Origin of the sequence: Parahaliea aestuarii, assembly GCF_008064635.1 — a bacterium.
Lineage (GTDB): Bacteria > Pseudomonadota > Gammaproteobacteria > Pseudomonadales > Halieaceae > Parahaliea > Parahaliea aestuarii.
The window spans coordinates 308,042-333,228 of record NZ_VRYZ01000001.1; the positions used below are offsets into that span (position 1 = coordinate 308,042).

Annotated in this window: 37 protein-coding genes and 1 riboswitch; of the genes, 35 read left to right on the top strand and 2 right to left on the bottom strand. The window is 59.7% G+C overall.

Features of this window, described 5'->3' with window-relative positions:
- Positions 1 to 134 precede the first annotated feature (134 nt).
- The 7 genes from rpsL to cobD all read left to right on the top strand — a co-directional run bounded on the left by rpsL (position 135) and on the right by cobD (position 9,063).
- On the top strand, positions 135 to 506 hold the full coding sequence (rpsL, locus tag FVW59_RS01345; RefSeq protein WP_007230799.1) for a 30S ribosomal protein S12: 372 nt from the start codon (positions 135 to 137) through the stop codon (positions 504 to 506).
- A 146-nt stretch (positions 507 to 652) separates the two neighbouring features.
- A complete protein-coding gene (gene rpsG, locus FVW59_RS01350) occupies positions 653 to 1,123 on the top strand; it encodes a 30S ribosomal protein S7 (RefSeq protein WP_116366787.1) in 471 nt (156 codons plus the stop codon).
- A 36-nt stretch (positions 1,124 to 1,159) separates the two neighbouring features.
- Positions 1,160 to 3,265: an elongation factor G gene (gene fusA / locus FVW59_RS01355; RefSeq protein WP_148062443.1), complete on the top strand. Its 2,106-nt coding sequence runs from the start codon at positions 1,160 to 1,162 to the stop codon at positions 3,263 to 3,265.
- Between the two features lie 38 nt (positions 3,266 to 3,303).
- Entirely contained in the window at positions 3,304 to 4,527 is a 1,224-nt protein-coding gene (gene tuf / locus FVW59_RS01360) for an elongation factor Tu (RefSeq protein ID WP_148062444.1), read from the top strand.
- Positions 4,528 to 4,746: 219 nt separating this feature from the next.
- Positions 4,747 to 4,935: riboswitch (cobalamin riboswitch) on the top strand.
- A gap of 237 nt (positions 4,936 to 5,172) precedes the next feature.
- Positions 5,173 to 7,053 carry a TonB-dependent receptor domain-containing protein gene (locus tag FVW59_RS19540; protein WP_187275704.1) on the top strand — a complete coding sequence of 627 codons (1,881 nt, stop codon included), beginning with the start codon at positions 5,173 to 5,175 and terminating at the stop codon, positions 7,051 to 7,053.
- Between the two features lie 25 nt (positions 7,054 to 7,078).
- The gene (gene cbiB / locus FVW59_RS01370) at positions 7,079 to 8,017 is read left to right on the top strand and encodes an adenosylcobinamide-phosphate synthase CbiB (RefSeq protein WP_148062445.1); all 939 of its coding nucleotides are present in this window, start codon (positions 7,079 to 7,081) and stop codon (positions 8,015 to 8,017) included.
- Positions 8,014 to 9,063, top strand: a complete 1,050-nt coding sequence (cobD, locus tag FVW59_RS01375) for a threonine-phosphate decarboxylase CobD (protein ID WP_187275705.1) — start codon at positions 8,014 to 8,016, stop codon at positions 9,061 to 9,063. Before cbiB ends, cobD begins: the two co-directional genes overlap by 4 nt.
- Here cobD and FVW59_RS01380 read toward each other — a convergent pair.
- Positions 9,044 to 9,445 (bottom strand): TM2 domain-containing protein, encoded by a 402-nt coding sequence (locus tag FVW59_RS01380; RefSeq protein WP_342779674.1) that lies wholly within the window; start codon positions 9,443 to 9,445, stop codon positions 9,044 to 9,046. The genes cobD and FVW59_RS01380 overlap by 20 nt on opposite strands.
- A gap of 335 nt (positions 9,446 to 9,780) precedes the next feature.
- Between FVW59_RS01380 and rpsJ the strand changes: the two genes are divergently transcribed.
- From rpsJ to rplQ, 28 genes are all read left to right on the top strand, one after another.
- Positions 9,781 to 10,092, top strand: coding sequence for a 30S ribosomal protein S10 (gene rpsJ / locus FVW59_RS01385; RefSeq protein WP_116366776.1), 312 nt, complete (start codon positions 9,781 to 9,783; stop codon positions 10,090 to 10,092).
- Positions 10,093 to 10,218: 126 nt separating this feature from the next.
- Positions 10,219 to 10,854, top strand: a complete 636-nt coding sequence (gene rplC / locus FVW59_RS01390; RefSeq protein ID WP_148062447.1) for a 50S ribosomal protein L3 — start codon at positions 10,219 to 10,221, stop codon at positions 10,852 to 10,854.
- A gap of 17 nt (positions 10,855 to 10,871) precedes the next feature.
- Positions 10,872 to 11,489: a 50S ribosomal protein L4 gene (gene rplD, locus FVW59_RS01395; RefSeq protein ID WP_148062448.1), complete on the top strand. Its 618-nt coding sequence runs from the start codon at positions 10,872 to 10,874 to the stop codon at positions 11,487 to 11,489.
- On the top strand, positions 11,486 to 11,782 hold the full coding sequence (rplW, locus tag FVW59_RS01400) for a 50S ribosomal protein L23 (protein WP_148062449.1): 297 nt from the start codon (positions 11,486 to 11,488) through the stop codon (positions 11,780 to 11,782). The genes rplD and rplW overlap by 4 nt, the downstream gene beginning before the upstream one ends.
- A 23-nt stretch (positions 11,783 to 11,805) precedes the next feature.
- Positions 11,806 to 12,633: a 50S ribosomal protein L2 gene (gene rplB, locus FVW59_RS01405; protein ID WP_148062450.1), complete on the top strand. Its 828-nt coding sequence runs from the start codon at positions 11,806 to 11,808 to the stop codon at positions 12,631 to 12,633.
- Between the two features lie 37 nt (positions 12,634 to 12,670).
- Positions 12,671 to 12,946 carry a 30S ribosomal protein S19 gene (rpsS, locus tag FVW59_RS01410; RefSeq protein WP_116366768.1) on the top strand — a complete coding sequence of 92 codons (276 nt, stop codon included), beginning with the start codon at positions 12,671 to 12,673 and terminating at the stop codon, positions 12,944 to 12,946.
- A 30-nt stretch (positions 12,947 to 12,976) separates the two neighbouring features.
- Positions 12,977 to 13,315: a 50S ribosomal protein L22 gene (gene rplV, locus FVW59_RS01415; protein ID WP_148062451.1), complete on the top strand. Its 339-nt coding sequence runs from the start codon at positions 12,977 to 12,979 to the stop codon at positions 13,313 to 13,315.
- A gap of 15 nt (positions 13,316 to 13,330) precedes the next feature.
- Complete coding sequence (rpsC, locus tag FVW59_RS01420; RefSeq protein WP_116366764.1) at positions 13,331 to 14,002, top strand: 30S ribosomal protein S3; 672 nt, start codon at positions 13,331 to 13,333, stop codon at positions 14,000 to 14,002.
- 11 nt (positions 14,003 to 14,013) lie between these two features.
- Positions 14,014 to 14,427, top strand: a complete 414-nt coding sequence (gene rplP / locus FVW59_RS01425) for a 50S ribosomal protein L16 (protein ID WP_148062452.1) — start codon at positions 14,014 to 14,016, stop codon at positions 14,425 to 14,427.
- Complete coding sequence (gene rpmC / locus FVW59_RS01430) at positions 14,427 to 14,618, top strand: 50S ribosomal protein L29 (RefSeq protein WP_148062453.1); 192 nt, start codon at positions 14,427 to 14,429, stop codon at positions 14,616 to 14,618. The genes rplP and rpmC overlap by 1 nt, the downstream gene beginning before the upstream one ends.
- Positions 14,619 to 14,620: 2 nt before the next feature.
- The gene (gene rpsQ, locus FVW59_RS01435; protein ID WP_116366758.1) at positions 14,621 to 14,890 is read left to right on the top strand and encodes a 30S ribosomal protein S17; all 270 of its coding nucleotides are present in this window, start codon (positions 14,621 to 14,623) and stop codon (positions 14,888 to 14,890) included.
- A gap of 42 nt (positions 14,891 to 14,932) precedes the next feature.
- A complete protein-coding gene (rplN, locus tag FVW59_RS01440; RefSeq protein ID WP_148062454.1) occupies positions 14,933 to 15,301 on the top strand; it encodes a 50S ribosomal protein L14 in 369 nt (122 codons plus the stop codon).
- 23 nt (positions 15,302 to 15,324) lie between these two features.
- Positions 15,325 to 15,636 carry a 50S ribosomal protein L24 gene (gene rplX, locus FVW59_RS01445; protein WP_116366754.1) on the top strand — a complete coding sequence of 104 codons (312 nt, stop codon included), beginning with the start codon at positions 15,325 to 15,327 and terminating at the stop codon, positions 15,634 to 15,636.
- A 41-nt stretch (positions 15,637 to 15,677) separates the two neighbouring features.
- Entirely contained in the window at positions 15,678 to 16,217 is a 540-nt protein-coding gene (gene rplE, locus FVW59_RS01450) for a 50S ribosomal protein L5 (protein WP_148062455.1), read from the top strand.
- A gap of 12 nt (positions 16,218 to 16,229) precedes the next feature.
- The gene (gene rpsN / locus FVW59_RS01455; protein ID WP_148062456.1) at positions 16,230 to 16,535 is read left to right on the top strand and encodes a 30S ribosomal protein S14; all 306 of its coding nucleotides are present in this window, start codon (positions 16,230 to 16,232) and stop codon (positions 16,533 to 16,535) included.
- A 15-nt stretch (positions 16,536 to 16,550) separates the two neighbouring features.
- Entirely contained in the window at positions 16,551 to 16,943 is a 393-nt protein-coding gene (gene rpsH / locus FVW59_RS01460) for a 30S ribosomal protein S8 (protein ID WP_148062457.1), read from the top strand.
- Positions 16,944 to 16,970: 27 nt separating this feature from the next.
- On the top strand, positions 16,971 to 17,498 hold the full coding sequence (gene rplF / locus FVW59_RS01465; protein WP_148062458.1) for a 50S ribosomal protein L6: 528 nt from the start codon (positions 16,971 to 16,973) through the stop codon (positions 17,496 to 17,498).
- Between the two features lie 14 nt (positions 17,499 to 17,512).
- On the top strand, positions 17,513 to 17,863 hold the full coding sequence (gene rplR, locus FVW59_RS01470) for a 50S ribosomal protein L18 (protein ID WP_148062459.1): 351 nt from the start codon (positions 17,513 to 17,515) through the stop codon (positions 17,861 to 17,863).
- A 9-nt stretch (positions 17,864 to 17,872) separates the two neighbouring features.
- Positions 17,873 to 18,388 (top strand): 30S ribosomal protein S5, encoded by a 516-nt coding sequence (rpsE, locus tag FVW59_RS01475; RefSeq protein WP_116366742.1) that lies wholly within the window; start codon positions 17,873 to 17,875, stop codon positions 18,386 to 18,388.
- 18 nt (positions 18,389 to 18,406) lie between these two features.
- On the top strand, positions 18,407 to 18,589 hold the full coding sequence (gene rpmD, locus FVW59_RS01480; RefSeq protein ID WP_116366740.1) for a 50S ribosomal protein L30: 183 nt from the start codon (positions 18,407 to 18,409) through the stop codon (positions 18,587 to 18,589).
- 15 nt (positions 18,590 to 18,604) lie between these two features.
- On the top strand, positions 18,605 to 19,039 hold the full coding sequence (rplO, locus tag FVW59_RS01485; protein ID WP_148062976.1) for a 50S ribosomal protein L15: 435 nt from the start codon (positions 18,605 to 18,607) through the stop codon (positions 19,037 to 19,039).
- Positions 19,040 to 20,368, top strand: coding sequence for a preprotein translocase subunit SecY (secY, locus tag FVW59_RS01490; RefSeq protein ID WP_148062460.1), 1,329 nt, complete (start codon positions 19,040 to 19,042; stop codon positions 20,366 to 20,368).
- 30 nt (positions 20,369 to 20,398) lie between these two features.
- Entirely contained in the window at positions 20,399 to 20,515 is a 117-nt protein-coding gene (gene rpmJ, locus FVW59_RS01495; RefSeq protein ID WP_116366734.1) for a 50S ribosomal protein L36, read from the top strand.
- 159 nt (positions 20,516 to 20,674) lie between these two features.
- Complete coding sequence (gene rpsM, locus FVW59_RS01500; RefSeq protein ID WP_148062461.1) at positions 20,675 to 21,031, top strand: 30S ribosomal protein S13; 357 nt, start codon at positions 20,675 to 20,677, stop codon at positions 21,029 to 21,031.
- Positions 21,032 to 21,106: 75 nt separating this feature from the next.
- Entirely contained in the window at positions 21,107 to 21,499 is a 393-nt protein-coding gene (gene rpsK, locus FVW59_RS01505) for a 30S ribosomal protein S11 (RefSeq protein WP_148062462.1), read from the top strand.
- Positions 21,500 to 21,520: 21 nt separating this feature from the next.
- Positions 21,521 to 22,141 (top strand): 30S ribosomal protein S4, encoded by a 621-nt coding sequence (rpsD, locus tag FVW59_RS01510; protein ID WP_148062463.1) that lies wholly within the window; start codon positions 21,521 to 21,523, stop codon positions 22,139 to 22,141.
- 40 nt (positions 22,142 to 22,181) lie between these two features.
- Positions 22,182 to 23,186, top strand: a complete 1,005-nt coding sequence (locus FVW59_RS01515; RefSeq protein ID WP_148062464.1) for a DNA-directed RNA polymerase subunit alpha — start codon at positions 22,182 to 22,184, stop codon at positions 23,184 to 23,186.
- A gap of 65 nt (positions 23,187 to 23,251) precedes the next feature.
- A complete protein-coding gene (rplQ, locus tag FVW59_RS01520) occupies positions 23,252 to 23,638 on the top strand; it encodes a 50S ribosomal protein L17 (protein ID WP_148062465.1) in 387 nt (128 codons plus the stop codon).
- Positions 23,639 to 24,088: 450 nt separating this feature from the next.
- On the opposite strand, the gene FVW59_RS01525 is transcribed toward rplQ, so the two are convergent.
- A complete protein-coding gene (locus tag FVW59_RS01525; RefSeq protein WP_187275706.1) occupies positions 24,089 to 25,165 on the bottom strand; it encodes an energy transducer TonB in 1,077 nt (358 codons plus the stop codon).
- Positions 25,166 to 25,187 lie beyond the last annotated feature (22 nt).

A 25,187-nucleotide genomic window follows, 5' to 3' on the forward strand; every position in this document is an offset into this window, starting at 1 on the left:
GCCAGTTTTGAGGGCGATAAGGCGGCCCCGGCCTGAGTCTGGCAGCAGGTACTGCCGGCGCTTGGGGAGGGCGGCTCCCGTACAGGTATAAAGAGCCGTGAAACTAAACGATTTATTTTTGGAGTTCTAACTGAATGGCAACGATCAACCAATTGGTTCGTAAGCCTCGGAAACGCAAAGTAGAAAAGAGCGACGTACCCGCCCTGCAGAGCTGCCCGCAGCGCCGCGGTGTTTGTACTCGCGTCTACACTACCACCCCGAAGAAGCCGAACTCTGCACTGCGTAAAGTCTGCCGTGTGCGCCTGACCAACGGTTACGAGGTTTCCTCGTACATCGGCGGTGAAGGTCACAACCTGCAGGAACACAGTGTGGTTCTGATTCGCGGTGGTCGTGTGAAGGACCTGCCCGGTGTGCGTTATCACACCGTACGCGGCAGCCTGGACACCTCCGGCGTAGCCGACCGTCGCAACGGTCGCTCCAAGTACGGTGCCAAGCGCCCCAAATAAGCTGTCTCTCTGTAAAGAGAGTTAGCTGGGCAAGTTCGTTACGCATTTCCCGCTGACGAAATTAAGTAAGGCTGAACCCCTGCCTCCCCCGCCTTTAGTGGCAGGTCGGTGTTCGGATTAACCTGAAGAGATAGAAGGGCAACAACATGCCAAGAAGACGCGTAGTCGCCAAGCGCGAAGTACTGCCGGATCCAAAATTCGGCAATGTAACGCTGGCAAAGTTCATGAACCACGTGATGATCAGTGGTAAAAAATCCGTCGCCGAAACCATCGTTTACGGCGCCCTGGATATTGTTCAGGAAAAACTGAACAAGGATCCTCTCGAAGCATTCGACGAAGCGCTGGAAAACATCGCCCCGATGGTGGAAGTAAAATCCCGCCGTGTCGGTGGTGCTACCTACCAGGTGCCGGTTGAAGTGCGTCCCTCCCGCCGTGTGGCTCTGTCCATGCGCTGGCTGGTGGAATACGCGCGCAATCGCGGTGAAAAATCCATGCGTCAGCGTCTGGCCGGCGAAATCATTGACGCGTCCCAGGGTAAGGGCAACGCGGTCAAGAAGCGCGAAGACGTGCACCGCATGGCCGAAGCCAACAAGGCGTTCTCTCACTACCGTTTCTAATCTCTGCCCTGGCAATCAGCTACTGGAGATTTATACGTGGCACGCAAGACTCCCATCAAGCGTTACCGCAATATCGGTATCTGCGCGCACGTGGACGCGGGTAAAACCACGACCACGGAGCGCGTTCTGTTCTACACCGGTCTGTCCCACAAGATCGGTGAAGTGCATGACGGCGCCGCGACCATGGACTGGATGGAGCAGGAGCAGGAGCGGGGTATCACCATTACCTCCGCTGCGACGACCTGCTTCTGGCGCGGTATGGACGCCCAGTTTGACGAGCATCGCATCAACATCATCGACACCCCCGGGCACGTAGACTTCACTATTGAGGTCGAGCGCTCCCTGCGTGTGCTGGACGGCGCTGTGGTGGTGCTGTGCGGTTCTTCCGGCGTGCAGCCCCAGACCGAGACTGTCTGGCGCCAGGCCAACAAGTACGAAGTGCCACGCATGGTATTCGTCAACAAGATGGATCGCGCTGGCGCGGATTTCCGTCGGGTGATCGCCCAGCTGAAAGAGCGCCTGGGTGCCAACCCGGTGCCGCTGCAGATGACCATCGGCGCCGAAGACGAGTTTCGCGGTGTGGTCGACCTGATCAAGAACAAAGCCATTCTGTGGAACGAAGCCGACCAGGGGATGACCTTCGAGTACGGCGAAGTGCCCGCGGATATCGTCGACGAAGTCGCCGAGATGCGCGAGTTCCTGGTCGAGACCGCCGCTGAAGCCAACGAAGAGCTGATGGACAAGTACCTTGAAGGCGTAGAACTGTCGGAGGCCGAGATCAAGCAGGGCATCCGCGCCCGCACCCTGGCCAATGAAATTGTGCCGGTGCTGGGTGGTTCCGCCTTCAAGAACAAGGGCGTGCAGGCGATGCTGGATGCGGTCATCGAGTACATGCCCTCACCCACCGAGGTGAAGGCCATCGAAGGCCACCTGCTGGACAAGGACGAGACCATCGAAACCCGCGAAGCGGACGACGATGCGCCATTCGCCGCGCTGGCTTTCAAGATCGCTACCGACCCCTTTGTCGGCACCCTGACTTTCTTCCGCGTGTACTCCGGCAAGCTGGAGTCCGGAACCGGCGTGTTCAACTCCGTGAAGGAGAAGAAAGAGCGCGTTGGCCGCATGGTGCAGATGCACTCCAATAGCCGCGAGGAAATCAAGGAAGTACTGGCGGGCGATATCGCTGCTGCGGTGGGCCTGAAGGACGTCACCACCGGTGACACCCTGTGCGATATCAACCGGCCCATCGTGCTGGAGCGCATGGATTTCCCCGAGCCGGTGATTTCGGTGGCGGTGGAGCCCCGCTCCAAGGCGGATCAGGAAAAAATGGGTGTTGCCCTTGGCAAGCTGGCCCAGGAAGATCCGTCCTTCCGCGTGAAGACCGACGAAGAAACCGGGCAGACCATCATCTCGGGTATGGGCGAACTGCACCTGGACATCATTGTCGACCGCATGCGTCGCGAGTTCAGCGTGGAGGCCAATATCGGCAAGCCCCAGGTGGCCTATCGCGAGGCGATTCGCAACAAGGCTGAAATAGAAGGCAAGTTTGTGCGCCAGTCCGGCGGTCGCGGCCAGTACGGTCACGTCTGGGTTCGCTTCGAGCCGGGCGAAGACGAAAATGCCGAGGGTCTGGAATTCGTCAATGAGATCGCTGGTGGTATCGTGCCCCGGGAGTACATTCCCGCTGTACAGAAGGGCATTGAAGAGCAGATGCAGAACGGTGTACTGGCGGGTTATCCCCTGCTGGGCCTGAAAGCGACGCTCTACGATGGCTCATTCCACGATGTGGACTCCAACGAAATGGCGTTCAAAATCGCTGCCAGCATGGCCACCAAGAAGCTGTCCACCGAGGGCGGCGCGGTGTTGCTGGAGCCGATCATGAAAGTGGAAGTGGTCACACCAGAGGAAAACATGGGCGACGTGGTTGGCGACCTCAACCGTCGTCGCGGCATGATCTCAGGTATGGACGACAGTGTGTCCGGCAAGGTGATTGACGCCGAGGTGCCGCTGGCCGAGATGTTCGGCTATGCGACCGACCTGCGCAGTGCTACCCAGGGGCGTGCGACTTACACCATGGAGTTTCTGAAGTACTCCGAGGCGCCCAACAATGTCGCTCGGGAAATTATTTCCAAGAACGCGTAATCATTCATTTTTAAGCAAACCCATAGAGGTGAATCAAAGTGGCAAAGGAAAAGTTTGAACGTAGTAAACCCCACGTCAACGTGGGCACCATTGGTCACGTAGACCATGGTAAAACTACCCTGACCGCGGCCCTGACCCGCGTGTGCTCCGAGACCTGGGGCGGCTCAGCCGTTGCCTTTGACGGTATCGACAATGCACCGGAAGAGAAAGAGCGCGGCATCACCATCGCGACCTCGCACGTGGAGTACGACTCCCCGAACCGTCACTACGCGCACGTTGACTGCCCCGGGCACGCCGACTACGTGAAGAACATGATCACCGGTGCGGCGCAGATGGACGGCGCGATCCTGGTGTGTGGCGCGACTGACGGCCCGATGCCGCAGACCCGCGAGCACATCCTGCTGTCCCGTCAGGTTGGCGTTCCCTACATCGTGGTATTCCTGAACAAGGCCGACCTGCTGGCAGAAGACTGCGGCGGTGCGGACTCCGAGGAATACGAAGAGATGAAAGAGCTGGTCGAGATGGAGCTGCGCGAGCTGCTGGACCAGTACGAATTCCCGGGCGACGACACGCCGATCATCTGTGGCTCTGCCCTGATGGCACTGAACGGTGAAGACGAGAACGGTCTGGGCACCACTGCCGTGAAGACCCTGGTTGAGACCCTGGACAGCTACATTCCGGAGCCGGAGCGTGCGATTGACCAGGCTTTCCTGATGCCGGTGGAAGACGTGTTCTCCATCTCCGGTCGCGGTACTGTGGTAACCGGTCGTGTCGAGCGCGGCATCATCAAGGTGGGCGACGAGATCGAGATCGTGGGTATCCGCGACACCACCAAGACCACCTGTACCGGTGTTGAGATGTTCCGCAAGCTGCTGGACGAAGGCCGTGCGGGCGAGAACGTGGGTATCCTGCTGCGTGGCACCAAGCGTGAAGACGTGGAGCGTGGCCAGGTGCTGGCGATTCCGGGTTCTGTGACTCCGCACACCAAGTTCGAGGCAGAGGTGTACGTGCTGTCGAAGGATGAAGGTGGCCGTCACACGCCGTTCTTCAAGGGCTACCGTCCGCAGTTTTACTTCCGCACCACTGACGTGACTGGCTCCTGTGAGCTGCCGGAAGGTGTTGAGATGGTCATGCCGGGCGACAACATCCAGATGGTTGTGACCCTGATTGCACCGATCGCCATGGAAGATGGCCTGCGCTTCGCGATTCGCGAAGGTGGCCGTACTGTTGGCGCCGGCGTCGTCGCCAAAGTCATCGAGTAAATCTCGATAAATGCGATAAAGGGGTCAGAGTCGCGACTCTGACCCCGGTCATCGTCAGGACCGCAGCGTCCTCAAAAAGCCCGGCCTTGTGCCGGGCTTTTTCGTTGCAAACCTTTGGCTAAAGGCCTTTCCCTCTAGTCTCTACATGTTTGTAGCGCCTACCTATCAGTTCCGCGGTGACGCTCTCCACAGATTTACTTCCCGCAACAGCTCCCTGTATACTCCCGCGCCTGCACAGGTGCCTGTTCGACTTTCCCCAGCCGGGAAAGTCTGGGACAGGGTAAACGGGAAGTAAGGTGCGTCGCGGCAAGTTCACTGGCCGCCGCTGACAATGCCTTCGCTGCCCCCGCAACGGTCCGGAGTGTTTCACTCCAAAGCCCGAAACCGGCCTGGTGTTACTGCAATCAGCAGCCAACACGCGCAGAGGTATGACGATGAAGCGGCGGGCTTCTCGGATCGTTGCCGGCCCGCCTTTCTGTTTCGGCTGCCTGGCTCGCCTCCGGATCCCCCTTTTTGCCGTCTGCCTGACCTGACTGTCATGCAGTGAAGAAGCGGAGGGCTTCCGATGCAGGCGCGACCTCTGTGGTCATGTCCCGTGTTTCCTCCCTCTTACGCACTGCTTTTCAAGCGTATGAGGAATTACCCATGAATATCTGTATTTATTCCAATCGGCCTGCTTTGCGTCCGTTGGCCAGGGCGTTTTCGCTCGCGTTGCTGGCGGCCGCGCCGGTGATGGCGGAGGAATCGAGTCGTGAAGAAGTGGTCGTTACGGCCACTCGCACTGCTCAGCCAGCGTCCGAGGTACTGTCATCGGTGTCGCTGGTGAGCCGCCAGGACATCGAGGCATTGCAGCCCCTGGACCTGGTCGATGTGTTCGACAAGGTGCCCGGCCTGGACATTACTCAAAGCGGTGGCCCCGGCTCCAGCGCCAGCCTCTTTATTCGTGGCAATGACTCCGGCCACACCCTGTTCCTGGTGGACGGGCAGCGCGTCGGCAGTGCCACACTGGGCAGCACCAGCTTCCAGCTCTTCAGCCCGGAGCAGATCGAGCGTATCGAGGTGGTGCGCGGCGCGCATTCCAGCCTGTACGGGTCCGACGCCATTGGCGGTGTGGTGCAGATATTCACCCGCGACGGCAGCGGCACCCGGGGCAGCTACGTTAATGCCGCAGGCGGCAGTCACAATACCTATCAGGCGGCGGCTGGCACCAGTGGCTCCTCGGGCAGCTGGCGCTATGCCGCCAATGTCTCCTACCTTGAGACTGACGGCATTGACAACCTGGTGGACGACAGCGGTTTTAACAGCGACGACGACGGTTATCGCAATCAGGCGCTGAATGCGAGTATCGGCTACCGCTTTGCCAATGATGCCGATCTCAGCCTGCGCTATCTGGGCACAGATGCCCGCAACGAATACGACATAGCCTCGGCTCCCGAGCAAAAGCCCTACAGCGAAGGCTGGATGCAGAACATCAACCTGCGCGGCAGTTTGCCGGTCACTGACTACTGGCTGTCGACGCTGTCGCTGGGGCAGTCGGTGGATGACACCGAAAACTACGACGATGTCACCGGGGCCGACCTCGGTCACTTCCGCACCACCAGGGATCAATTGTTCTGGCAGAACGACCTCTCGTTCACCGAGGATGACATCCTGACCCTGGCCTATGAGTATTACGATGACGGCGTCGATTCCAGCTCTGCCTACGAGGGCGCCGATGGTCGCGCGGTGAGCAGCCGTAGTAATGAAGCCTGGATTGGCGAACTGCAGCTCGGGATGGGTCCAACCAATGTAGTGCTGGGCGTGCGTTCCGATGACAATGAGGAATTTGGTAGCGAGACCACCGGCAGCGCCAGTATGGGTGTCAATCTTGACGGTCACCACCGACTGGTTGCGAGCTGGGCCCAGGGCTTCAAGGCGCCAACCTTCAACGATCTGTATTGGCCGGCCAGTGCCTATACGGAGGGCAACCCCGACCTGGTAGCCGAAAGCTCCGACAACCGCGAATTTTCCCTGCGCGGCGACTACGATCAGTGGGGCTGGTCCCTGACCTACTTCGAAAATACCGTCGACGACCTGATCAACTGGGCACCCGGCGCTGATTTTGTCTACCGTCCCTACAATGTGGACAGCGCCCGCATCGAGGGTGCCGAGTTGATGTCCACTGCACAACTCGGGGCGTGGCTGGTAGAGGCTTCGTATACCTATGTGGAAGCGCGTGACGAGCAGAGCGATGCGCTGCTGCCCAATCGCGCTCGCTCCAACTTCATCGTTAACGTCGATCGCCCCCTGGGTCGCTGGCAGCTCGGCCTGTCTCTGAAAGCCCAGGACAGGCGCTATACCAATGCCGCGAATACCGAGTCACTGCCGGGCTATGCCACCCTGGGTGTCAGGGCCCAATACCGCTTGCTGGACAGCCTGGTGGCAAGGTTGCGCGTGGATAACCTGCTGGACAAGGACTACCAGCTCAATGATGGCTACAACCAGGACGGGCTTAACTTCCAGCTTGGCCTGAGTTACTCACTGTAATGCGAGCCAGCTTCGCTACATTGTCATGCCGTTGATTGCCCCCACACTGATTGTCGGGCTGCTGCTGGATGCGCTGCTGGGTGAACCGCGGCGCTGGCATCCACTGGTGGGGTTTGGCGGCCTGGTGCAGGCCGTCGAGGGCAGGATGAATCGGCCGACGAGCCGGGCCTTTGTGCTGCGCTTGCGCGGTGCGCTGGCCTGGAGCCTGCTGGTGTTACCCCTGCCGCTGGCATTGTGGTGTCTGCTGGCGGCGCTGCCTGCCGCCGTGAGCCTCGCGATCAGTATTGCCATGCTCTATCTCTGCCTTGGCGGGTGCAGTCTCGCCCGCCACGCGCGGGCGGTGGCCGCTCCTCTGGATGCCGGCGATGTGCCGGGCGCCCGCCAGGCGGTAGCCAGGATAGTGAGTCGGGATACCCGGGAAATGGATGCGCCGGCAGTGACCCGGGCGGTGCTGGAGTCGGTGCTGGAAAACGGCAGCGACGCAGTGGTCGCCAGCCTGTTCTGGTTTGCACTTGCCGGCGCGCCGGGTGTCGTGCTTCACCGACTTGCCAATACGCTGGATGCCTGTTGGGGCTACCGGAGTGCCCGCTTCCGGCACTTTGGGTGTTGGGCGGCGCGGGCCGATGACGTACTCAACTATATTCCGGCGCGATGTTGTGCGCTGGCCTACGCGTTGGCAGGGTCGACGCGTCCGGCCCTGCGCTGCTGGCGTCGCCAGGCGCGTCGTCTCTCCAGCCCCAATGGTGGCCCGGTGATGGCGGCAGGGGCGGGCGCCCTGCAGGTCTGGCTCGGCGGGCCGGCCCGCTACGGCGGCGAGTGGCAGCAGCGGCCGGTATTTGGCTGCGCCCGCGAGGCGCGCCCGGCCGATATCGAGCGCGGCTTGGCGCTGTTATGGCGGGCGGTAGCAATTCTGCTTGCGTTCGCCCTGGCACTGGAACTGCTTTGCAGAGGGCCTTCGCTGTGACGTTTGAACCCCTGCTGCACGGTGGCAATCTCAATGGGGCCATTGCCCGCTATGGCGGAGCGGTGGCTGAGTGGCTGGATCTATCCACTGGCATCAGCCCCTGTTCGTGGCCGGTGCCACCTCTGCCGGAGGCCGTGTGGCAGCGCCTGCCGGAGCAGGGGGATGATCTGGTGGACGCGGCGGCGGCGTACTACGCCTGTCCGCCCGAGCGCATACTGCCGGTACCGGGCTCCCAACATGCCATCAGTCGTCTGCCGCGCCTGTGGCAGGCGGCCGAAGTAGCGCTGCCGTACTGGGGTTATCAGGAGCACCATCGCGCCTGGCGGCGGGCGGGGCACCAGTGCCTTTTGTACCGCAGCCAGCGCGAGCTATTGGCCCTGCTGGAGCGCCCGGACCTGCGCTATGTGGTGGTCATCAACCCCAATAACCCGACGACGGAAAGACGCGACCCCGACGATCTGTTGTCGCTTGCGGAGACACTGCATCGGCGTGGCGGCCGGCTGTTGGTGGACGAGGCCTTTATCGACCTGGCCCCGCATTGCAGCCTGGCTTCCCGCTCCCACCCGGCCCTGGTGGTGTTGCGTTCGCTGGGCAAATTTTTCGGTCTGGCGGGGCTGCGACTGGGCTTTGTCCTGGGGGACGAGATTGACCTGGCGGCGCTGGCGATGGCAACTGATCCCTGGGCGGTCAGTCACCCGGCGCGCTGGGTGGGGGCGTCGGCGCTGCGCGATGCCGCCTGGCAGGCCGGGCAGCGCGAGCGGCTCACATCCCTGTCACTGCGTTGGCTGCAAACGCTGCGCTCCGTTCTGCCGGGCCTGGACTGGTCCAGTGCCGGCCTGTTCCAGAGCGCCCCCCTGGGGGCCCGTTCAGCAGAAACCCTGTGGGACGCAGGCGCGCGCCGGCATCTGCTGTTGCGTGTGGTTGGCCCCCAGTCGGGTGAGGCGGTGTTGCGTGTGGGCCTGCCGCGAGAGCGGGACCTGGAGGATGCGGCCCGGCGCTTACGGCGGGCGGCGGGGGCAGCCGGTATCAGTGGCGTCGGCGATTGAGATCGTCTATCTGGCCGTTGAGGGTGAGGAAGTCATAGAGGACGCCGATCCCGAACAGGCCGAGTGTCAGCAGGTACAGCAGGCCGGTGAAAATCTTGCCCATGTAGAAGCGGTGAATGCCGAATACGCCGAGAAAGGTGAGCAGAATCCAGGCGAGGTCGTAATCGGTCTCGCCGCTGTCGTAACGATGATCGGCATCCCGGGCCATGCCGGGGATAAGCAGCAGGTCTATAATCCAGCCGACAAAGAGCAGGCCGAGGGTGAAAAACCAGATCACCCCGGTAATCTGGCGGCCGTAGTAAAATCGATGGGCGCCGATAAAACCAAAGATCCACAACAGGTAACCCATAAATACAGAGTGGCTGGGGGGCTGTTGGCGCATGCTGGAAGTCCGTTTTCTGTCAGTCCGTGGCTATAGTGGGAGTGTGGCGGGGCACAGGTCAAGGCCCGCAGCAAAGGAGCAGCCTGCAGTGACCCCCAGGGCGAGAACCGGTGCTTTTGTGGTCGTGCAAAAATTAAACAAAAATAGCTTGCATCGGCGCCCGGCGGTGCCATAATTCGCGCCGGCAGAAAGCCCATGGAAATAAGTCGGATTCCCCGAAACTATTTACCATCGCCTGGTTGACACTCCTCAGGTCGGTCTATAGTATTCGCGTTCCTTTTTCGGGGGGCTCCTTTGCGGGTTCCTGGTTTTTTTATTGATTGGAGTTTGGTCAGGTGCAGAATCAACGCATTCGTATCCGTCTTAAGGCTTTCGACCATCGACTGATCGACACGTCGACTCAGGAGATTGTTGAAACTGCGCGCCGCACCGGCGCTCAGGTTCGTGGCCCGATCCCCCTTCCCACCCGGAAGGAAAAGTACACCGTGCTGATTTCCCCGCACGTCAACAAAGATGCACGTGACCAGTACGAGATTCGTACCCACAAGCGCTTGTTGGACATCGTGGAGCCCACAGAAAAAACTGTGGACGCACTGATGAAGCTGGATCTGGCCGCAGGTGTGGAAGTACAGATCAGTCTTGGTTAACGATATCTCGTAAACAAGACCTGCCCGGCCGCCACAACGCGGCCGGGTGTGTAACGCCCAGCAGTTCAAAGCAAAAGGCGGGGCGGCCATAGAGGGTAAGCCCCGTACACTGAGAGGTTAGCAACAATGACTATTGGTTTAGTCGGCCGCAAATCCGGTATGACCCGTGTGTTTACCGAAGACGGCGCATCCATCCCAGTAACCGTAGTGGAGATCGCTCCAAACCGCGTTACTCAGATCAAAGAGCTCGAGAGCGATGGCTACCGGGCAATCCAGGTCACTGCGGGCAACCGCAAGGCCTCTAAAGTGAGTAAATCCGCAGCGGGACACTTTGCCAAGGCGGGTGTTGAAGCGGGTCGCGGTTTGTGGGAATTCCGTCTCGAGGGTTCTGAAGAGAGCTTCGAGGTTGGTTCCGAGCTGACTGTTGAGCGTTTCGAGGCCGGCCAGAAAGTTGATGTCGCCGGTCAGTCCAAAGGTAAAGGTTTTCAGGGCGCCATCAAGCGCTGGAACTTCCGTACCCAGGACGCCACCCACGGCAACTCCCTGTCGCACCGTGCGCCGGGCTCCATCGGCCAGTGCCAGACCCCGGGTCGGGTGTTCAAGGGCAAGAAGATGGCCGGTCACATGGGTGCCGAGCAGGTGACTGTGCAGGGGCTGGAAGTTGTCCGTGTAGATGCGGAGCGCGGTCTGCTGCTCATCAAGGGCGCCGTCCCCGGCGCACCGGGCGGTGACGTAGTTGTTCGTCCCGCGGTCAAGGCATAGGTTAGGGGGTTTCTAACGTGGAACTGAATGTAGTTAAGCCGGGCAATGCTGAAGCGGGGAAAGTTTCCGTTTCCGATGTTGCGTTTGCTCGCGAATACAACGAGGACCTGGTTCACCAGGTGGTGACCGCCTATCTGGCTGGCGCCCGTCAGGGTACTCGTGCCCAGAAAACCCGCTCCGATGTCCGCGGCGGTGGCAAGAAGCCCTGGCGTCAGAAAGGCACCGGTCGCGCTCGCGCCGGCACGATTCGCTCGCCCATCTGGCGCTCTGGTGGTGTGACCTTCGCGGCCCGTCCGCAGGATCACTCCCAGAAAGTGAACCGCAAGATGTACCGCGCTGCCCTGCGCTCCATCGTCTCCGAGCTGGCTCGCCAGGATCGTCTGGTTGTCGTTGAGAGCATGGAGCTGGAAGCGCCGAAAACCAAGCTGCTGGCGAAGCAGTTGGGTGATTACGGTGTCGACAACGTGCTGATCGTGACTACTGAAGTAGCCGAGAATCTGTACCTGGCGGCGCGCAACCTGCACAAGGTGGACGTGCGCGACGTCGATGGCGTCGACCCGGTCAGCCTGATCGCCTACGACAAGGTGTTGGTGACTGTGGACGCAGTGAAGAAGATTGAGGAGATGCTGGGATGAACCAGGAAAGAGTATTCCAGGTACTGGTCGGTCCGCACGTATCCGAGAAAGCTGCCGTAGTGGCAGACAGCAGCAACCAGTACGTTTTCAAGGTGGCCGTTGACGCTACCAAGCTGGAAGTGAAGAAGTCTGTAGAGCAGCTGTTCAAGGTCAAGGTGGACAGCGTTCAGACTCTGAAGGTCAAAGGCAAGGTCAAGCGCAACAAGTTTGGCTTCAGCAGCAAGCCGACCTGGAAGAAGGCATACGTTCGTCTGGAGCAGGGTCAGGAAATTGACTTTGCTTCCGTAGAGTAAGACGAATAAGGAGTAGGTTGAACATGGCAATTCTGAAGAGCAAGCCCACTTCCCCGGGTCGCCGCCACGTAGTACGTGTGGTCAACCAGGAGCTGCACAAGGGCGCGCCCTATGCGCCCCTGCTGGAAAAGCAGTCTCGCAACGGTGGTCGTAACAACAATGGTCGCATCACTACCCGCCACGTTGGCGGTGGTCACAAACAGCACTACCGTGTGATCGACTTCAAGCGCACCAAGGACGGTATTCCGGCCAAGGTTGAGCGCATCGAATATGATCCGAACCGCACCGCGCACATCGCGCTGCTGCTGTTCGCCGATGGTGAGCGTCGCTACATCATTGCGCCCAAGGGTGTGTCTGCAGGCGATACGCTGCAGTCCGGCTCTGCTGCGCCGATCAAGGTCGGCAACTGCCTGCCGCTGCGCAACATTCCCGTGGGTTCTGTGATCCACGCGGTAGAAATGAAGCCGGGCAAAGGTGCCCAGATGGCCCGCTCTGCCGGCGCATCTGTGCAGCTGGTTGCTCGTGAAGGCCGCTACGCAACACTGCGTCTGCGCTCCGGTGAGATGCGCAAAGTGCTGTCTGACTGCCGCGCGACCCTGGGCGAAGTGTCCAACTCCGAGCACAGCCTGCGCAAACTGGGTAAGGCGGGTGCTGCGCGCTGGCGCGGTGTGCGTCCGACCGTTCGCGGTGTGGCGATGAACCCGGTCGATCACCCCCATGGTGGTGGTGAAGGCCGTACCTCCGGCGGCCGTCATCCGGTCAGCCCCTGGGGTACCCCGACCAAGGGTTACAAGACCCGCAAGAACAAGCGTACCGACGGCCTTATTGTGCGTCGTCGTGGTAAGAAATAACGGTTGCCGTTAAACCAGATTTTAGAGGAAACAGATTGTGCCGCGTTCACTGAAGAAAGGTCCTTTTATCGACCTGCACTTGATGAAGAAGGTCGAGGCCGCGCTTGAAAGCAACGACCGCCGTCCGATCAAAACCTGGTCGCGCCGTTCCATGATTGCTCCGGATATGGTCGGTCTGACGATTGCCGTGCACAACGGCCGTCAGCACGTCCCGGTGCTGATCAACGAAGACATGGTTGGTCACAAGCTGGGTGAATTTGCGGTAACCCGCACATTCAAGGGCCATATCGTGGACAAGAAGGCCAAGCGCTAAGCGCTGGCCGGATAAGCGAGGTTTAGGAAGATGGAAGTTGCAGCAAGACTGAAAGGCGCGCGCATCTCGGCGCAGAAGGCCCGCCTGGTCGCAGACCAGGTGCGCGGCATGCCGGTTGAAAGAGCGCTTGCACTGCTGGAATTCAGCCCCAAGAAGGCTGCTCACATTGTCAAGAAGGTGCTCGATTCCGCCATTGCCAATGCTGAGAACAACGAAGGTGCCGATGTGGACGAGCTGAAAGTGTCCAGCATCTTTGTAGATGAAGGTATGACCATGAAGCGTCTGCGTCCGCGTGCCAAAGGCCGCGCTGATCGCATTCTCAAGCGCAGCTGTCATATCACAGTGAAAGTCGCAGACGGCGAAGGCTAAGGTTAGGAGAAGACCATGGGTCAGAAAGTAAATCCGGTCGGCATCCGGTTGGGCATCGTAAAAGATCACAACTCGATCTGGTACGCGGACAGCAAGAACTACTCCAAGAACCTGATCAGTGACCTGGAAGTTCGCGCTTTCATTGAGAAAGAACTGGAAAACGCCTCAGTCAGCCGTGTCGTTATCGAGCGCCCGGCGCAGACTGCGCGTATTACCATCCACACTGCCCGTCCGGGCATTGTGATTGGCAAGAAAGGTGAGGACGTGGACAAGCTGCGTCGCACCCTGACTGCCAAAATGGGTGTGCCGGTGCACATCAACATCGAGGAAATCCGCAAGCCGGACCTGGATGCGAAGCTGGTCGCCCAGAACGTGGCCCAGCAACTGGAGCGTCGTGTGATGTTCCGTCGCGCCATGAAGCGCGTAGTACAGAACGCCATGCGCCAGGGCGCCGAAGGCATCAAGGTGCAGGTCGGTGGTCGTCTGGGTGGTGCTGAGATTGCCCGTACCGAGTGGTACCGCGAAGGTCGTGTGCCGCTGCACACCCTGCGCGCGGATATCGACTACGCGACCTACGAGGCTTCCACCACCTACGGCATCATCGGTGTGAAGGTTTGGATTTTCAAAGGCGAAGTCATCGGCACCGAAGAAGCGGCTGACGGCGCCAAGAAGACAGCAACTAATTAAGGGTTACGCAGATGCTTCAACCTAAGCGTACAAAATTTCGCAAGACTCAGAAGGGCCGCAACCGCGGTCTGGCCCAGCGCGGCAGCAAAGTGAGCTTTGGCGAATACGGCTTGAAAGCGACAGGTCGCGGCCGCATCACCGCGCGCCAGATCGAAGCGGCCCGTCGTGCCATGACTCGCCACATCAAGCGTGGCGGTAAAATCTGGATCCGCGTCTTCCCGGACAAGCCCATTACCGGCAAACCCCTGGAAGTTCGTCAGGGTAAAGGTAAGGGTAACGTTGAGTACTGGGTAGCCCAGATCCAGCCCGGCAAGGTGCTGTACGAAGTGCAGGGTGTTTCCGAGGAACTGGCGCGCGAGGCATTTACTCTGGCCGCCGCCAAGATCCCTGTGGCTACTACATTTGTTAAACGGTCGGTGATGTGATGAAAGCAAGCGAATTGCGTGAGAAGTCCGCTGAGGACCTGAACAAGCAGCTGCTCACCCTGCGTGAAGAGCAGTTCAAGCTGCGCATGCAGAAGTCCACTGGTCAGCTCGGGCAGACTCATCTGCTCAAGCAGAACCAGCGCGACATCGCACGCGTCAAGACTGTACTGAAACTGAAGGCAGGTAACTAATCATGTCAGGTGCAGAGAAGCGTATCCGTACGGCGACCGGCAAGGTTGTCAGCAACAAGATGGACAAGACGATCACTGTGCTGATCGAGCGTCGGGTCAAGCACCCGGTGTACGGCAAGTACATCACCCGCTCGTCCAAGATCCACGCTCATGACGAAAACAATGAGTGCGGTATCGGCGACACCGTGAAAGTGGTTGAGTCCCGTCCGCTTTCCAAGTCCAAGACCTGGAAGCTGCAGGAAGTTGTTGAGAGCGCCACTCAGGTCGTTTGAGTACAGGATAGTGCGGCGTGAGCCGCAGTTTGGAGTTAGAAAATGATTCAAACACAGTCGTATTTGGAAGTGGCCGATAACAGCGGTGCCCGCCGTGTCATGTGCATCAAGGTGCTCGGCGGTTCCAAGCGTCGTTACGCTCGCGTCGGTGACCTGATCAAGGTAACCGTTAAGGAAGCAATTCCCCGCGGCAAGGTCAAGAAAGGCCAGGTAATGACTGCCGTAGTCGTGCGCACCAGAAAGGGTGTTCGCCGTGCCGACGGTTCCCTCATCAAGTTTGATGACAACGCCGCCGTACTGCTGAACAACCAGGAAGCACCCATCGGAACCCGTATCTTTGGCCCGGTGACCCGTGAACTGCGCGGCGAGAAGTTCATGAAGATTATTTCTCTGGCCCCGGAAGTTATCTGAGCTGGCCAAGGAGAGGACGAGAGATGTTGAAGATCAAGCGCGATGACGAAGTGGTTATCCTGGCCGGTAAGGACAAGGGTAAGCGCGGCAAAGTTCGCAAGGTGCTCGCTGACAATAAAGTCATTGTTGCCGGCATCAATATGGTGAAGAAGCACACCCGCCCCAACCCGCAAATGGGTGTGGCTGGCGGCATTGTTGAAAAGGAAGCCCCGATTCAGGTTTCCAATGTGGCGATCTTCAATCCCGCCACCAGCAAGGCCGATCGTGTGGGCTTCAAGGTGGATGGGGATACTAAAGTACGTATCTTCAAGTCTAACGGCGAAGCGATCGATTGATCCCGCTGCGGGCTGGCAAACCGAGTTTACAGGTAGAAGACATGGCAACGTTGAAAGACAAGTACAAGAGCGAGATCGCTCCCCAGCTGAAAGAAGAGCTGGGTCTGGCTAATGTGATGGAAGTTCCTCGCATCACCAAGATCACCCTGAACATGGGTGTCGGTGAGGCCGTGGGCGACAAGAAAGTGCTGGAAAATGCCGTCGCCGACATGGAGAAGATCGCCGGTCAGAAAGTGGTGATCACCAAGGCGCGCAAATCCATCGCCGGTTTCAAGATCCGTGACGGCTGGCCCATCGGCTGCAAGGTGACCCTGCGTTCCGATCGCATGTACGAATTCCTGGAGCGCCTGATTTCCATCGCGATTCCCCGGATTCGTGACTTCCGCGGCATTAGCCCGAAGTCTTTCGACGGCCGCGGCAACTTTGCCATGGGTGTCAGCGAACAGATCATTTTCCCGGAAATCGACTACGACCAGGTGGATGCCCTGCGCGGTATGGACATCACCATTACCACCACCGCTCGTACGGACGATGAAGGCCGCGCCCTGTTGCGTGCTTTCAACTTCCCCCTGAAAGGTTAAGAGGCTTTATACATGGCTAAAAAATCTATGATTGCGCGTGAGACCAAGCGTGCACGTATGGTAGCTAAGTACGCCGAGAAGCGTGCCGCTCTGAAAGCGATTCTGAGCGATGTCAACGCCTCTGACGACGCCAAGTGGGAAGCCCAGGTCGCCCTGCAGAAGCTGCCTCGTGACGCCAGCCCGGTTCGTCGTCAGCGTCGCTGCCAGGTCACCGGTCGCCCCCACGCGGTATATCGTAAATTTGGCCTGTGCCGTAACAAGCTGCGCGAAGCTGCAATGCGCGGTGATGTACCTGGTCTGGTTAAGTCCAGCTGGTAACGGAGAGAATTCAAGATGAGTATGCAAGATCCGCTGTCAGATATGCTGACCCGCATTCGCAACGCGCAGATGGCTGGCAAGACCAAGGTGGAAATGCCTGGTTCCAAGCTTAAATCCGCGGTAGCGAACGTACTGAAGGAAGAGGGCTACATCGCTGACTTCAATGCTTCCAGTGAAGGCAAGCCTCGCCTGGAGATTGAACTGAAGTACTTTGATGGCAAGCCCGTTATTGCAGAGATCGACCGCATCAGCCGTCCTGGTCTGCGCAGCTACAAAGGCAAGGACGAACTGCCTTCTGTACGCGGTGGCCTCGGTGTTGCCATAGTCTCCACCTCTCGCGGTGTGATGACTGATCGAGCTGCCCGCGCCGCTGGCGTCGGTGGTGAAGTGCTCTGCACCGTTTTCTAAGATTTACTGAATTGAAGAGCATTCAACATGTCTAGAGTCGCAAACAATCCGGTAGAACTGCCCAGTGGGGTAGAGGTCAAGCTGAACGGCCGCGACCTGACCGTCAAGGGCGGTAAAGGCGCCCTTGAGTTCACGCTGAACGATGGCGTGGACATCAAGCAGGAAGACAACATAGTGACCGTTGCCTACGACGGCGACAAGTTCAAGGCAGTGGCGGGTACTACCCGTGCGTTGCTGAACAACATGGTCAAGGGTGTCAGCGAAGGCTGGGAGAAGAAGCTGGTTCTGAACGGCGTGGGCTATCGTGCCAAAGCCGACGGCAAGAGCGTCAACCTGACTGTGGGCCTGTCCCACCCGGTTGATTACGCGCTGCCGGAAGGTGTCAGCGCTGAGACCCCGACCCAGACCGAAATCGTGGTCAAGGGCATCGACAAGCAGGCAGTCGGCCAGGCGGCCGCGGAAATCCGCGCCTACCGCCCGCCGGAGCCTTACAAGGGTAAAGGCATTCGCTACGCGGACGAGCACGTCCGTCGTAAAGAAGCCAAGAAGAAGTAAGCAGGTACTAAGAGATGAGTGCAAAGAACGATTCCCGGCTGCGTCGCGCCCGTCGCACCCGCGCCCGTATGCGCACCCAGGGCGTAAACCGCCTGAGCGTGCACCGTACTCCGCGCCACATTTACGCCCAGGTCTTCGCGCCGGCCGGCGACAAGGTGTTGGCCAGTGCTTCCACCCTGGACAGCAGCCTGCGCAGTGGCGCCACCGGCAACATCGATGCCGCGGCTGCTGTTGGCAAACTGGTGGCTGAGCGCGCCAAGGCTGCCGGTGTCGACAAGGTCGCCTTCGATCGCAGCGGCTACAAGTACCACGGACGCATTAAGGCTCTGGCCGACGCTGCCCGTGAAAGTGGACTGGAATTCTAGGGTATCGATATGGCGTTCAACGATCAGAAAAAGCAACAGCAGCAGGAAGGTGACCTCCAGGAGAAGCTGGTTCAGGTCAATCGTGTTGCCAAAGTCGTCAAGGGTGGTCGCATCTTCGGCTTCACCGCGTTGACGGTGGTTGGCGATGGCAATGGCCGCGTCGGTTTTGGCCGTGGCAAGGCGCGCGAAGTGCCTGTCGCCATCCAGAAAGCGATGGAGGCAGCCCGCCGCAACATGATCAGTGTCGAGCTGAACAACGGCACTATCCAGTACCCGGTGAAAGCCGCTCACGGCGCTTCCAAGGTGTACATGCAGCCTGCTTCTGAAGGTACCGGTGTTATTGCCGGTGGCGCGATGCGTGCCGTACTGGAAATCGCTGGTGTACACAACGTACTGGCCAAGTGCTACGGCTCCACCAACCCGGTGAACGTGGTGCGCGCAACCTTTAACGGTCTGCGCGACATGGCGGCTCCCGATGACGTGGCGGCAAAGCGCGGCAAGACTGTCGAAGAAATTTTGAACTAATTATTGGGTTGGCTTGTCATGGCTAAAGCAACTATCAAGGTCACGCAGATCAAGAGCGCTCACGGTCGCCTGAAGAACCACAAGGCCTGTGTCGCCGGTCTCGGCCTGCGCCGCATCGGCCACACCGTGGAAGTGGAAGACACTCCCTCTGTGCGTGGCATGATCAACAAAGTGAATTACCTGGTACGGGTCGAGGACTAAATCATGTCTGATGTAATGCGACTGAATACCCTGAGTCCGGCTCCCGGTGCCCGCAAGGACGCCAAGCGCGTCGGTCGCGGTATCGGTTCCGGCCTGGGCAAGACCGGTGGCCGCGGCCACAAAGGTCAGAAATCCCGCTCCGGCGGCACTGTGAAGCCCGGTTTCGAGGGCGGTCAGATGCCCCTGCAGAAACGCCTGCCGAAATACGGCTTTACTTCCCGTATTTCCCGCACCACCGCCCAGGTTCGTCTGGGTGAGCTGAACGCGGTTGCGGGTGATGTGGTGGATCTGGCGGCGCTGAAAGACGCCGATCTTATCCGCAACGACGTTCTGCGTGCCCGAGTGTTTCTGTCCGGCGAGCTGAACAAGGCTGTGACCGTTAAAGGTCTGGCGGTTACCAAAGGTGCCCGTGAAGCCATCGAGAAGGCTGGCGGAAAAGTAGAGGACTAAATGGCGACAGGTCAACTGCCCGGAGTCAACAAGGCAGGCATGGGCGAGCTCTTTGCTCGCCTTCGTTTTGTCTTGATGGCGATAATCGTTTATCGCATCGGCACACATATTCCGGTACCCGGAATAGATCCCAATCAGTTGGCGGCGCTGTTCAACCAGAATCAGGGAACCATCCTGGGCCTGGCGAACATGTTCTCCGGCGGCGCGCTGGAGCGCATGAGTATCCTGGCGCTGGGCATCATGCCCTACATCTCTGCATCGATCATCATGCAGCTGATGTCGGCGGTGACCCCGCAACTGGAGCAGTTGAAAAAGGAAGGCGAGTCCGGCCGCCGCAAGATCAGCCAGTACACACGCTACCTCACGGTAGTGCTGGCAATTGTGCAGGCCACGGGTATGACCGTGGGCATGGCGAATCAGGGCATGGCCTACAGCGTGAGTCCGCTGTTCTATGTGATCGCGATTACCTCGCTGGTCACCGGTGCGGTGTTCATGATGTGGCTGGGTGAGCAGATCACCGAGAAGGGCGTAGGCAACGGTATTTCACTGTTGATTTTCGCCGGGATTGTCGCGGGGCTGCCCGCAGCGATCGGCCAGTCGCTGGAACAGGCGCGGCAGGGTGAGCTGAACATCCTGATCCTGCTGTTCATCCTGACTCTGGCCATTGCGGTGATCTACATGATCGTGTTCATCGAGCGCGGCCAGCGCCGCATCACGGTGAACTATGCCAAGCGGCAACAGGGTCGCAAGATGATGCAGGCGCAGAGTTCGCACCTGCCCCTGAAGGTGAACATGGCGGGTGTGATCCCGGCTATTTTTGCCAGCAGCATCCTGCTGTTCCCCGCTTCGCTGGCGCAGTGGTTCGGTTCCTCCGGGGGCGCGGACTGGCTGCAGGACCTGGCCGTTGCGATTGGCCCGGGCCAGCCGTTGAACATCCTGTTGTTCACGGCGCTGATTGTATTTTTCTGCTTCTTCTATACGGCGTTGATGTTCAACCCGCAGGAAGTGGCTGACAACCTGAAACGGTCCGGTGCCTTTGTCCCCGGTATCCGTCCGGGCCAGCAAACCGCCAACTACATCGATGGCGTGCTGACCCGGCTGACGGTGTTCGGTGCCGCGTATATCGCGCTGGTCTGCCTGATGCCCCAGTTCCTGGTCGTGATGTGGAACGTGCCCTTCTACCTGGGCGGGACTTCATTGCTGATCGTGGTTGTCGTGGTGATGGATTTTATGGCCCAGGTGCAGAGCCACCTGATGTCACAGCAGTACGATTCTGTGATGAAAAAGGCCAACCTGAAAAACTATGGTGCTTCCGGGCGCGTGCGTTAAGTCGCGCCGGGTGAACGGAGAGAGTGAAAGATGAAAGTACGTGCATCGGTCAAAAAAATCTGCAGGAACTGCAAGATTGTCCGTCGCAATGGTGTTGTGCGCGTGATCTGCAACACGGATCCGCGCCACAAGCAGCGCCAGGGCTGATGTGGTTGCCGCCGGCTTTCGGGCGGGCGGTGGTTGATTTTTAGTAAACATGCCGCTAGAATGCTGCGCCTTTCGCGTCCTGCCCCCCAATCTGATGCAAATCAGGGGTCGGGCGCTGCGCTGCCGTTAGCGACAAACTGAGTATTTGGAGAGAGTTGGATGGCTCGTATTGCCGGCGTCAACATACCCGATAACAAGCATGCTGTTATCTCATTGACTTACATCTATGGTGTAGGTCGCACCCAGGCCCGTCGTCTGTGCGCCGACACCGGCGTGGCAGAGAATGCCAAGATTGCCGACCTGAACGAAGAGCAGATGGACGCTCTGCGGAACAAGGTAGCCGAGATGACGGTAGAGGGCGACCTGCGCCGTGAAGTCTCCATGAACATCAAACGCTTGATGGACCTGGGTTGCAATCGCGGCCTGCGTCACCGTCGCAGCCTGCCGCTGCGCGGCCAGCGTACCAAGACCAATGCCCGTACCCGCAAGGGTCCGCGCAAGCCGATTCGCAAGTAAGCCCAGGGCCAACAGCGAATCCTCTTAGTGTAGCTGCACCCCGTGCAGTGTTGATATTAAAGCAGGAACTACAACATGGCTAAGCCAGGTGCCAAAAGCACTCGTAAGAAGGTCAACAAGACCGTCGTTGATGGAATTGCGCACGTACACGCTTCCTTCAACAACACCATCATCACTATCACCGATCGTCAGGGCAACACCCTGAGCTGGGCCACCTCGGGTGGTTCCGGTTTCCGCGGTTCGCGCAAGAGCACCCCGTTCGCAGCCCAGGTGGCCGCCGAGCGCGCCGGTGAAGCTGCCAAGGAATACGGCCTGAAAAATCTGGATGTCCAGATCAAGGGCCCTGGCCCCGGCCGTGAGTCAGCGGTTCGTGCGCTGAACGCCTGTGGCTACAAGATCAGCAACATTACCGACGTAACCCCGGTGCCGCACAACGGCTGCCGTCCGCCCAAGAAACGTCGCGTATAACGCTTTACAGGAAGAATTGACATGGCTCGATACATTGGTCCCAAGTGCAAGCTCTCCCGTCGTGAGGGAACCGACCTGTTCCTGAAAAGCGGTGTGCGCGCACTGGATAGCAAGTGCAAACCCGAAACTGCCCCCGGCCAGCACGGCGCCCGTCGCGGCCGCCTGTCCGACTACGGCGTACAGCTGCGTGAAAAGCAGAAGGTTCGTCGCATCTACGGCATTCTGGAGAAGCAGTTCCGCAACTACTACAAGGAAGCGGCCCGCCTGAAAGGCGCCACCGGTGAGAACCTCCTGCAACTGCTGGAATCCCGCCTGGACAACGTGGTTTACCGCATGGGCTTTGGCGCGACGCGCTCAGAGGCTCGCCAGCTGGTAACCCACAAGGCGATTCTGGTGAACGGCGCTGCCGTGAACATCCCGTCCTACCAGGTCAAGGCCGGTGATGTTGTTTCCATCCGTGAAAAAGCCAAGAAGCAGCTGCGTGTGCAGTCCGCCCTGGCCCTGGCCGCCCAGCGCGGTGAGCCCGAGTGGATTGAAGTCAACGCCGACAAGCTCGAAGGGACTTTCAAGTCCGCTCCCGAGCGCCAGGATCTGTCCTCCGAGATCAACGAAAACCTGATCGTGGAACTGTACTCCAAGTAATCGGCGGATCCAGGACTAACCTACAACTACAGGTGCCAGAATGCAGACAGCAGTTAATGAATTCTTGACCCCGCGCGTGATCAATGTCGAAGAGAAGACCAGTTCACGCGCCCAGGTAACCCTGGAGCCCCTGGAGCGTGGCTTTGGTCACACCCTGGGTAACGCATTGCGTCGCATTTTGCTGTCTTCCATGCCCGGCTGCGCCATCACCGAAGTCGAAATCGACGGTGTGTTGCACGAGTACAGCGCCATCGAAGGCGTTCAGGAAGACGTGATCGAGATCCTGCTGAACCTCAAGGGCGTCGCCCTGGTGATGAACGGCAAGGACGAAGCTGAGCTGACGCTGAGCAAGAAGGGCCCCGGTGTTGTGACCGCCGCCGATATCCAGGTGGACCACGATATCGAGATCCGCAATCCTGATCACGTGATCTGCCACCTGAACGGCAGCTCAGAGATCAACATGCGGCTGACGGTAGCCCGTGGTCGTGGTTACTCCCCGGCGGACTCCCGTGACAACCCGGAAGAGGAAACCCGTTCCATCGGCCGTCTGCAGCTGGACGCCACCTTCTCGCCGATTCACCGCGTATCCTACGTGGTCGAGGCCGCGCGGGTTGAGCAGCGCACCGACCTGGACAAGCTGGTGCTGGACCTCGAGACCAACGGCACTATCGACCCGGAAGAGGCGATCCGTCGCGCCGCGACCATTCTGCAGCAGCAGCTGGCCGTGTTCGTCGACCTGGAAAGCGAGTCCGAATCCGAATCTGTGGTGGAAGAGGACGAAGTTGATCCGATTCTGCTGCGCCCGGTAGATGACCTCGAGCTCACGGTTCGCTCCGCGAACTGTCTGAAGGCCGAAAACATCTACTACATCGGTGACCTGGTACAGCGTACCGAGGTGGAGTTGCTCAAGACCCCGAACCTGGGCAAGAAGTCACTGACCGAGATCAAGGACGTTCTGGCGTCGCGAGGCCTGTCACTGGGCATGCGCCTGGACAACTGGCCCCCCGCCAGCCTGAAAAACGACGACCGGGTGCTGAGCGTATAATCGCTCCCGGTTCTGATACCAGATATTGCGTGCTGCGATAGCACTGAACACATAGGATTGGAAAAATGCGTCATCGTCACAGTGGACGTCAGCTCAACCGGAACAGCTCACACCGCAAGGCCATGTTCCGTAACATGACCGTGTCTCTGGTGGAGCACGAACTGATCAAGACCACCCTGCCCAAGGCCAAGGAGCTGCGCAGCTACGCTGAGCCGCTGATCACGCTGGCCAAGAACGACAGTGTGGCCAATCGCCGCCTGGCCTTCGACCGCGTGCGCAGCAAAGAAGCTGTCGGCAAGCTGTTCAGCGAACTGGGTCCGCGCTACCAGGCGCGCCCGGGCGGTTACATTCGCATTCTCAAGTGCGGCTATCGCGCTGGCGACAAGGCTCCCATGGCCTACGTCGAGCTGGTCGATCGCCCGGTTGCGGATGTGGAGGGCGACGACGAGTAGGTCGTGGCCAGTACATATCCTCAGAAAAGCCGGGCATGTCCCGGCTTTTTTGTGTCTGCTTTTTCTGGCTTATGGTGATTTTGGGCTGGTACTTCGTAGCCCGGGCGCGATCTGGGCGTACGCCTCCCCGGACACGCTACGAGCACATCCCTGTGCGCTCGGCAGCGGCCGTCCATGGCCGCTGACGGTCCGGGGAGGCGCACCCCCAGCTCACACCCTGCATTTGTGCGAGATTCCTACAGGAGCGAAGCGCTGGTTCCGAAATATCCTCAGCCGGAGCGCGCGTGGCGCGCGGGGCCCTTCCGGGACCGTCAGCGGCATGGATGCCGCTGTCGAGCCCCCATGGACGGGTTCACGGCGTGTCCCGGAAGGGCTCCGGGTGCCGCGCGCGCGGGTTCAGGGCGAATATGGTCAGGTTGATGCCTGACGAAGGGCTGATTTAAGAGTGGCTCAGACAGCACCCGCCAACTGGTGCAACTCAAAGCGCGTCCCCGCCCGTCCACTGATCTCCACCTTGCACTCCTTCCAGCCGTTCGGCACCGTCCAGGGCCGGGTGCTGGGGAAGGGCAGGCGCTGCTCGTTGCCGAGGCAGGCCAGGTAGATCCAGCTGATATCGCCGCGAACGTTCTGCAGATTGAAGGTGTTGCGGGTGAGGCGGGTCTCCCAGGAGCCCGGGCCGCCGCGATAGAGCGGTGTCAGCTCGCCTTTTGTCGCGATATCGGGATTGGCCTGAAAACGGGCCTGCGCCGCCTGCTGGGCGCTTTGTACCTTCTGGATCACTTCGTCGCCGGAACCGCGAATCATGATCTGGTTGAAGGTGGCCTGGGCGTCCGCCAGCTGGTTGTTCTCCAGTTGCAGGGTGTGCACCCGCGCCAGCATCAGCGCATAGTGCTCAGGTTCCACATAGGGGTTTTCGAAGCGGTTGCGATCGGCCAGGTTCTGGAACTCCATCACCCGCTTCAGGTGCTGCATTTCGGTTGCCGGGTCGTCCCAGCGGCTGGCAATGGACGCCGCCAGGATCTGGAATTTGACGTCTTCGAAGGCGTTGCGCCCGGGCATTTCCTTGAGCTGGGCGGCGAGATCGAAGGCGCCGTCGTAGTCGCCGGCGCGGAATTTCTCCCAGGCCTGCTCATAAGTTGAGCTGAAGGCCGGACTCATTTCCCGCGGGGTGTCCAGAATCCAGGTGTAGACGACCGGCCCGGCGGGCACCTCCACCGGGGTGCCGTTGCGAGTGGCGGGGCGAAAACGCATGGCCTTGAGCTGGTTCAGCATGTGGGTGTCGACGGCAGGGACACCGTTGGAACTCTGGATGGTGGCGTCTGCCACATTGCCCTCGGCGTCCACTTTGTAGGTGTAAACCAGCCAGGCTTCCTGGGTAAAGCTGGAGTCCAGGGAGGGGGAGCGGCCACTGATGCGCTCGGGCGGGACGAAACCGCCCTGGGCAGAGGTGGGCAGGGCGGCCAGGAGACTGCTGAAAGCCAGTACCTGGGCCAGGCTGCGCAGGATACGGTGAGGGTTTACGCTCATGCTGGACATTCCTTATGGCCGG

What these genes read in the sequence shown, in the direction of transcription:
- rpsL (WP_007230799.1), top strand. Translation starts at nt 135, where the DNA reads ATGGCAACGATCAACCAATTGGTTCGTAAGCCTCGGAAACGCAAAGTA.
- rpsG (WP_116366787.1), top strand. Translation starts at nt 653, where the DNA reads ATGCCAAGAAGACGCGTAGTCGCCAAGCGCGAAGTACTGCCGGATCCA.
- FVW59_RS19540 (WP_187275704.1), top strand. Translation starts at nt 5,173, where the DNA reads ATGAATATCTGTATTTATTCCAATCGGCCTGCTTTGCGTCCGTTGGCC.
- cbiB (WP_148062445.1), top strand. Translation starts at nt 7,079, where the DNA reads ATGCCGTTGATTGCCCCCACACTGATTGTCGGGCTGCTGCTGGATGCG.
- FVW59_RS01380 (WP_342779674.1), bottom strand. Translation starts at nt 9,445, where the DNA reads ATGCGCCAACAGCCCCCCAGCCACTCTGTATTTATGGGTTACCTGTTG.
- rplC (WP_148062447.1), top strand. Translation starts at nt 10,219, where the DNA reads ATGACTATTGGTTTAGTCGGCCGCAAATCCGGTATGACCCGTGTGTTT.
- rplW (WP_148062449.1), top strand. Translation starts at nt 11,486, where the DNA reads ATGAACCAGGAAAGAGTATTCCAGGTACTGGTCGGTCCGCACGTATCC.
- rplB (WP_148062450.1), top strand. Translation starts at nt 11,806, where the DNA reads ATGGCAATTCTGAAGAGCAAGCCCACTTCCCCGGGTCGCCGCCACGTA.
- rplV (WP_148062451.1), top strand. Translation starts at nt 12,977, where the DNA reads ATGGAAGTTGCAGCAAGACTGAAAGGCGCGCGCATCTCGGCGCAGAAG.
- rpsC (WP_116366764.1), top strand. Translation starts at nt 13,331, where the DNA reads ATGGGTCAGAAAGTAAATCCGGTCGGCATCCGGTTGGGCATCGTAAAA.
- rplP (WP_148062452.1), top strand. Translation starts at nt 14,014, where the DNA reads ATGCTTCAACCTAAGCGTACAAAATTTCGCAAGACTCAGAAGGGCCGC.
- rpmC (WP_148062453.1), top strand. Translation starts at nt 14,427, where the DNA reads ATGAAAGCAAGCGAATTGCGTGAGAAGTCCGCTGAGGACCTGAACAAG.
- rpsQ (WP_116366758.1), top strand. Translation starts at nt 14,621, where the DNA reads ATGTCAGGTGCAGAGAAGCGTATCCGTACGGCGACCGGCAAGGTTGTC.
- rplN (WP_148062454.1), top strand. Translation starts at nt 14,933, where the DNA reads ATGATTCAAACACAGTCGTATTTGGAAGTGGCCGATAACAGCGGTGCC.
- rplX (WP_116366754.1), top strand. Translation starts at nt 15,325, where the DNA reads ATGTTGAAGATCAAGCGCGATGACGAAGTGGTTATCCTGGCCGGTAAG.
- rplE (WP_148062455.1), top strand. Translation starts at nt 15,678, where the DNA reads ATGGCAACGTTGAAAGACAAGTACAAGAGCGAGATCGCTCCCCAGCTG.
- rpsN (WP_148062456.1), top strand. Translation starts at nt 16,230, where the DNA reads ATGGCTAAAAAATCTATGATTGCGCGTGAGACCAAGCGTGCACGTATG.
- rpsH (WP_148062457.1), top strand. Translation starts at nt 16,551, where the DNA reads ATGAGTATGCAAGATCCGCTGTCAGATATGCTGACCCGCATTCGCAAC.
- rplF (WP_148062458.1), top strand. Translation starts at nt 16,971, where the DNA reads ATGTCTAGAGTCGCAAACAATCCGGTAGAACTGCCCAGTGGGGTAGAG.
- rplR (WP_148062459.1), top strand. Translation starts at nt 17,513, where the DNA reads ATGAGTGCAAAGAACGATTCCCGGCTGCGTCGCGCCCGTCGCACCCGC.
- rpsE (WP_116366742.1), top strand. Translation starts at nt 17,873, where the DNA reads ATGGCGTTCAACGATCAGAAAAAGCAACAGCAGCAGGAAGGTGACCTC.
- rpmD (WP_116366740.1), top strand. Translation starts at nt 18,407, where the DNA reads ATGGCTAAAGCAACTATCAAGGTCACGCAGATCAAGAGCGCTCACGGT.
- rplO (WP_148062976.1), top strand. Translation starts at nt 18,605, where the DNA reads ATGCGACTGAATACCCTGAGTCCGGCTCCCGGTGCCCGCAAGGACGCC.
- secY (WP_148062460.1), top strand. Translation starts at nt 19,040, where the DNA reads ATGGCGACAGGTCAACTGCCCGGAGTCAACAAGGCAGGCATGGGCGAG.
- rpmJ (WP_116366734.1), top strand. Translation starts at nt 20,399, where the DNA reads ATGAAAGTACGTGCATCGGTCAAAAAAATCTGCAGGAACTGCAAGATT.
- rpsM (WP_148062461.1), top strand. Translation starts at nt 20,675, where the DNA reads ATGGCTCGTATTGCCGGCGTCAACATACCCGATAACAAGCATGCTGTT.
- rpsK (WP_148062462.1), top strand. Translation starts at nt 21,107, where the DNA reads ATGGCTAAGCCAGGTGCCAAAAGCACTCGTAAGAAGGTCAACAAGACC.
- rpsD (WP_148062463.1), top strand. Translation starts at nt 21,521, where the DNA reads ATGGCTCGATACATTGGTCCCAAGTGCAAGCTCTCCCGTCGTGAGGGA.
- FVW59_RS01515 (WP_148062464.1), top strand. Translation starts at nt 22,182, where the DNA reads ATGCAGACAGCAGTTAATGAATTCTTGACCCCGCGCGTGATCAATGTC.
- rplQ (WP_148062465.1), top strand. Translation starts at nt 23,252, where the DNA reads ATGCGTCATCGTCACAGTGGACGTCAGCTCAACCGGAACAGCTCACAC.
- FVW59_RS01525 (WP_187275706.1), bottom strand. Translation starts at nt 25,165, where the DNA reads ATGAGCGTAAACCCTCACCGTATCCTGCGCAGCCTGGCCCAGGTACTG.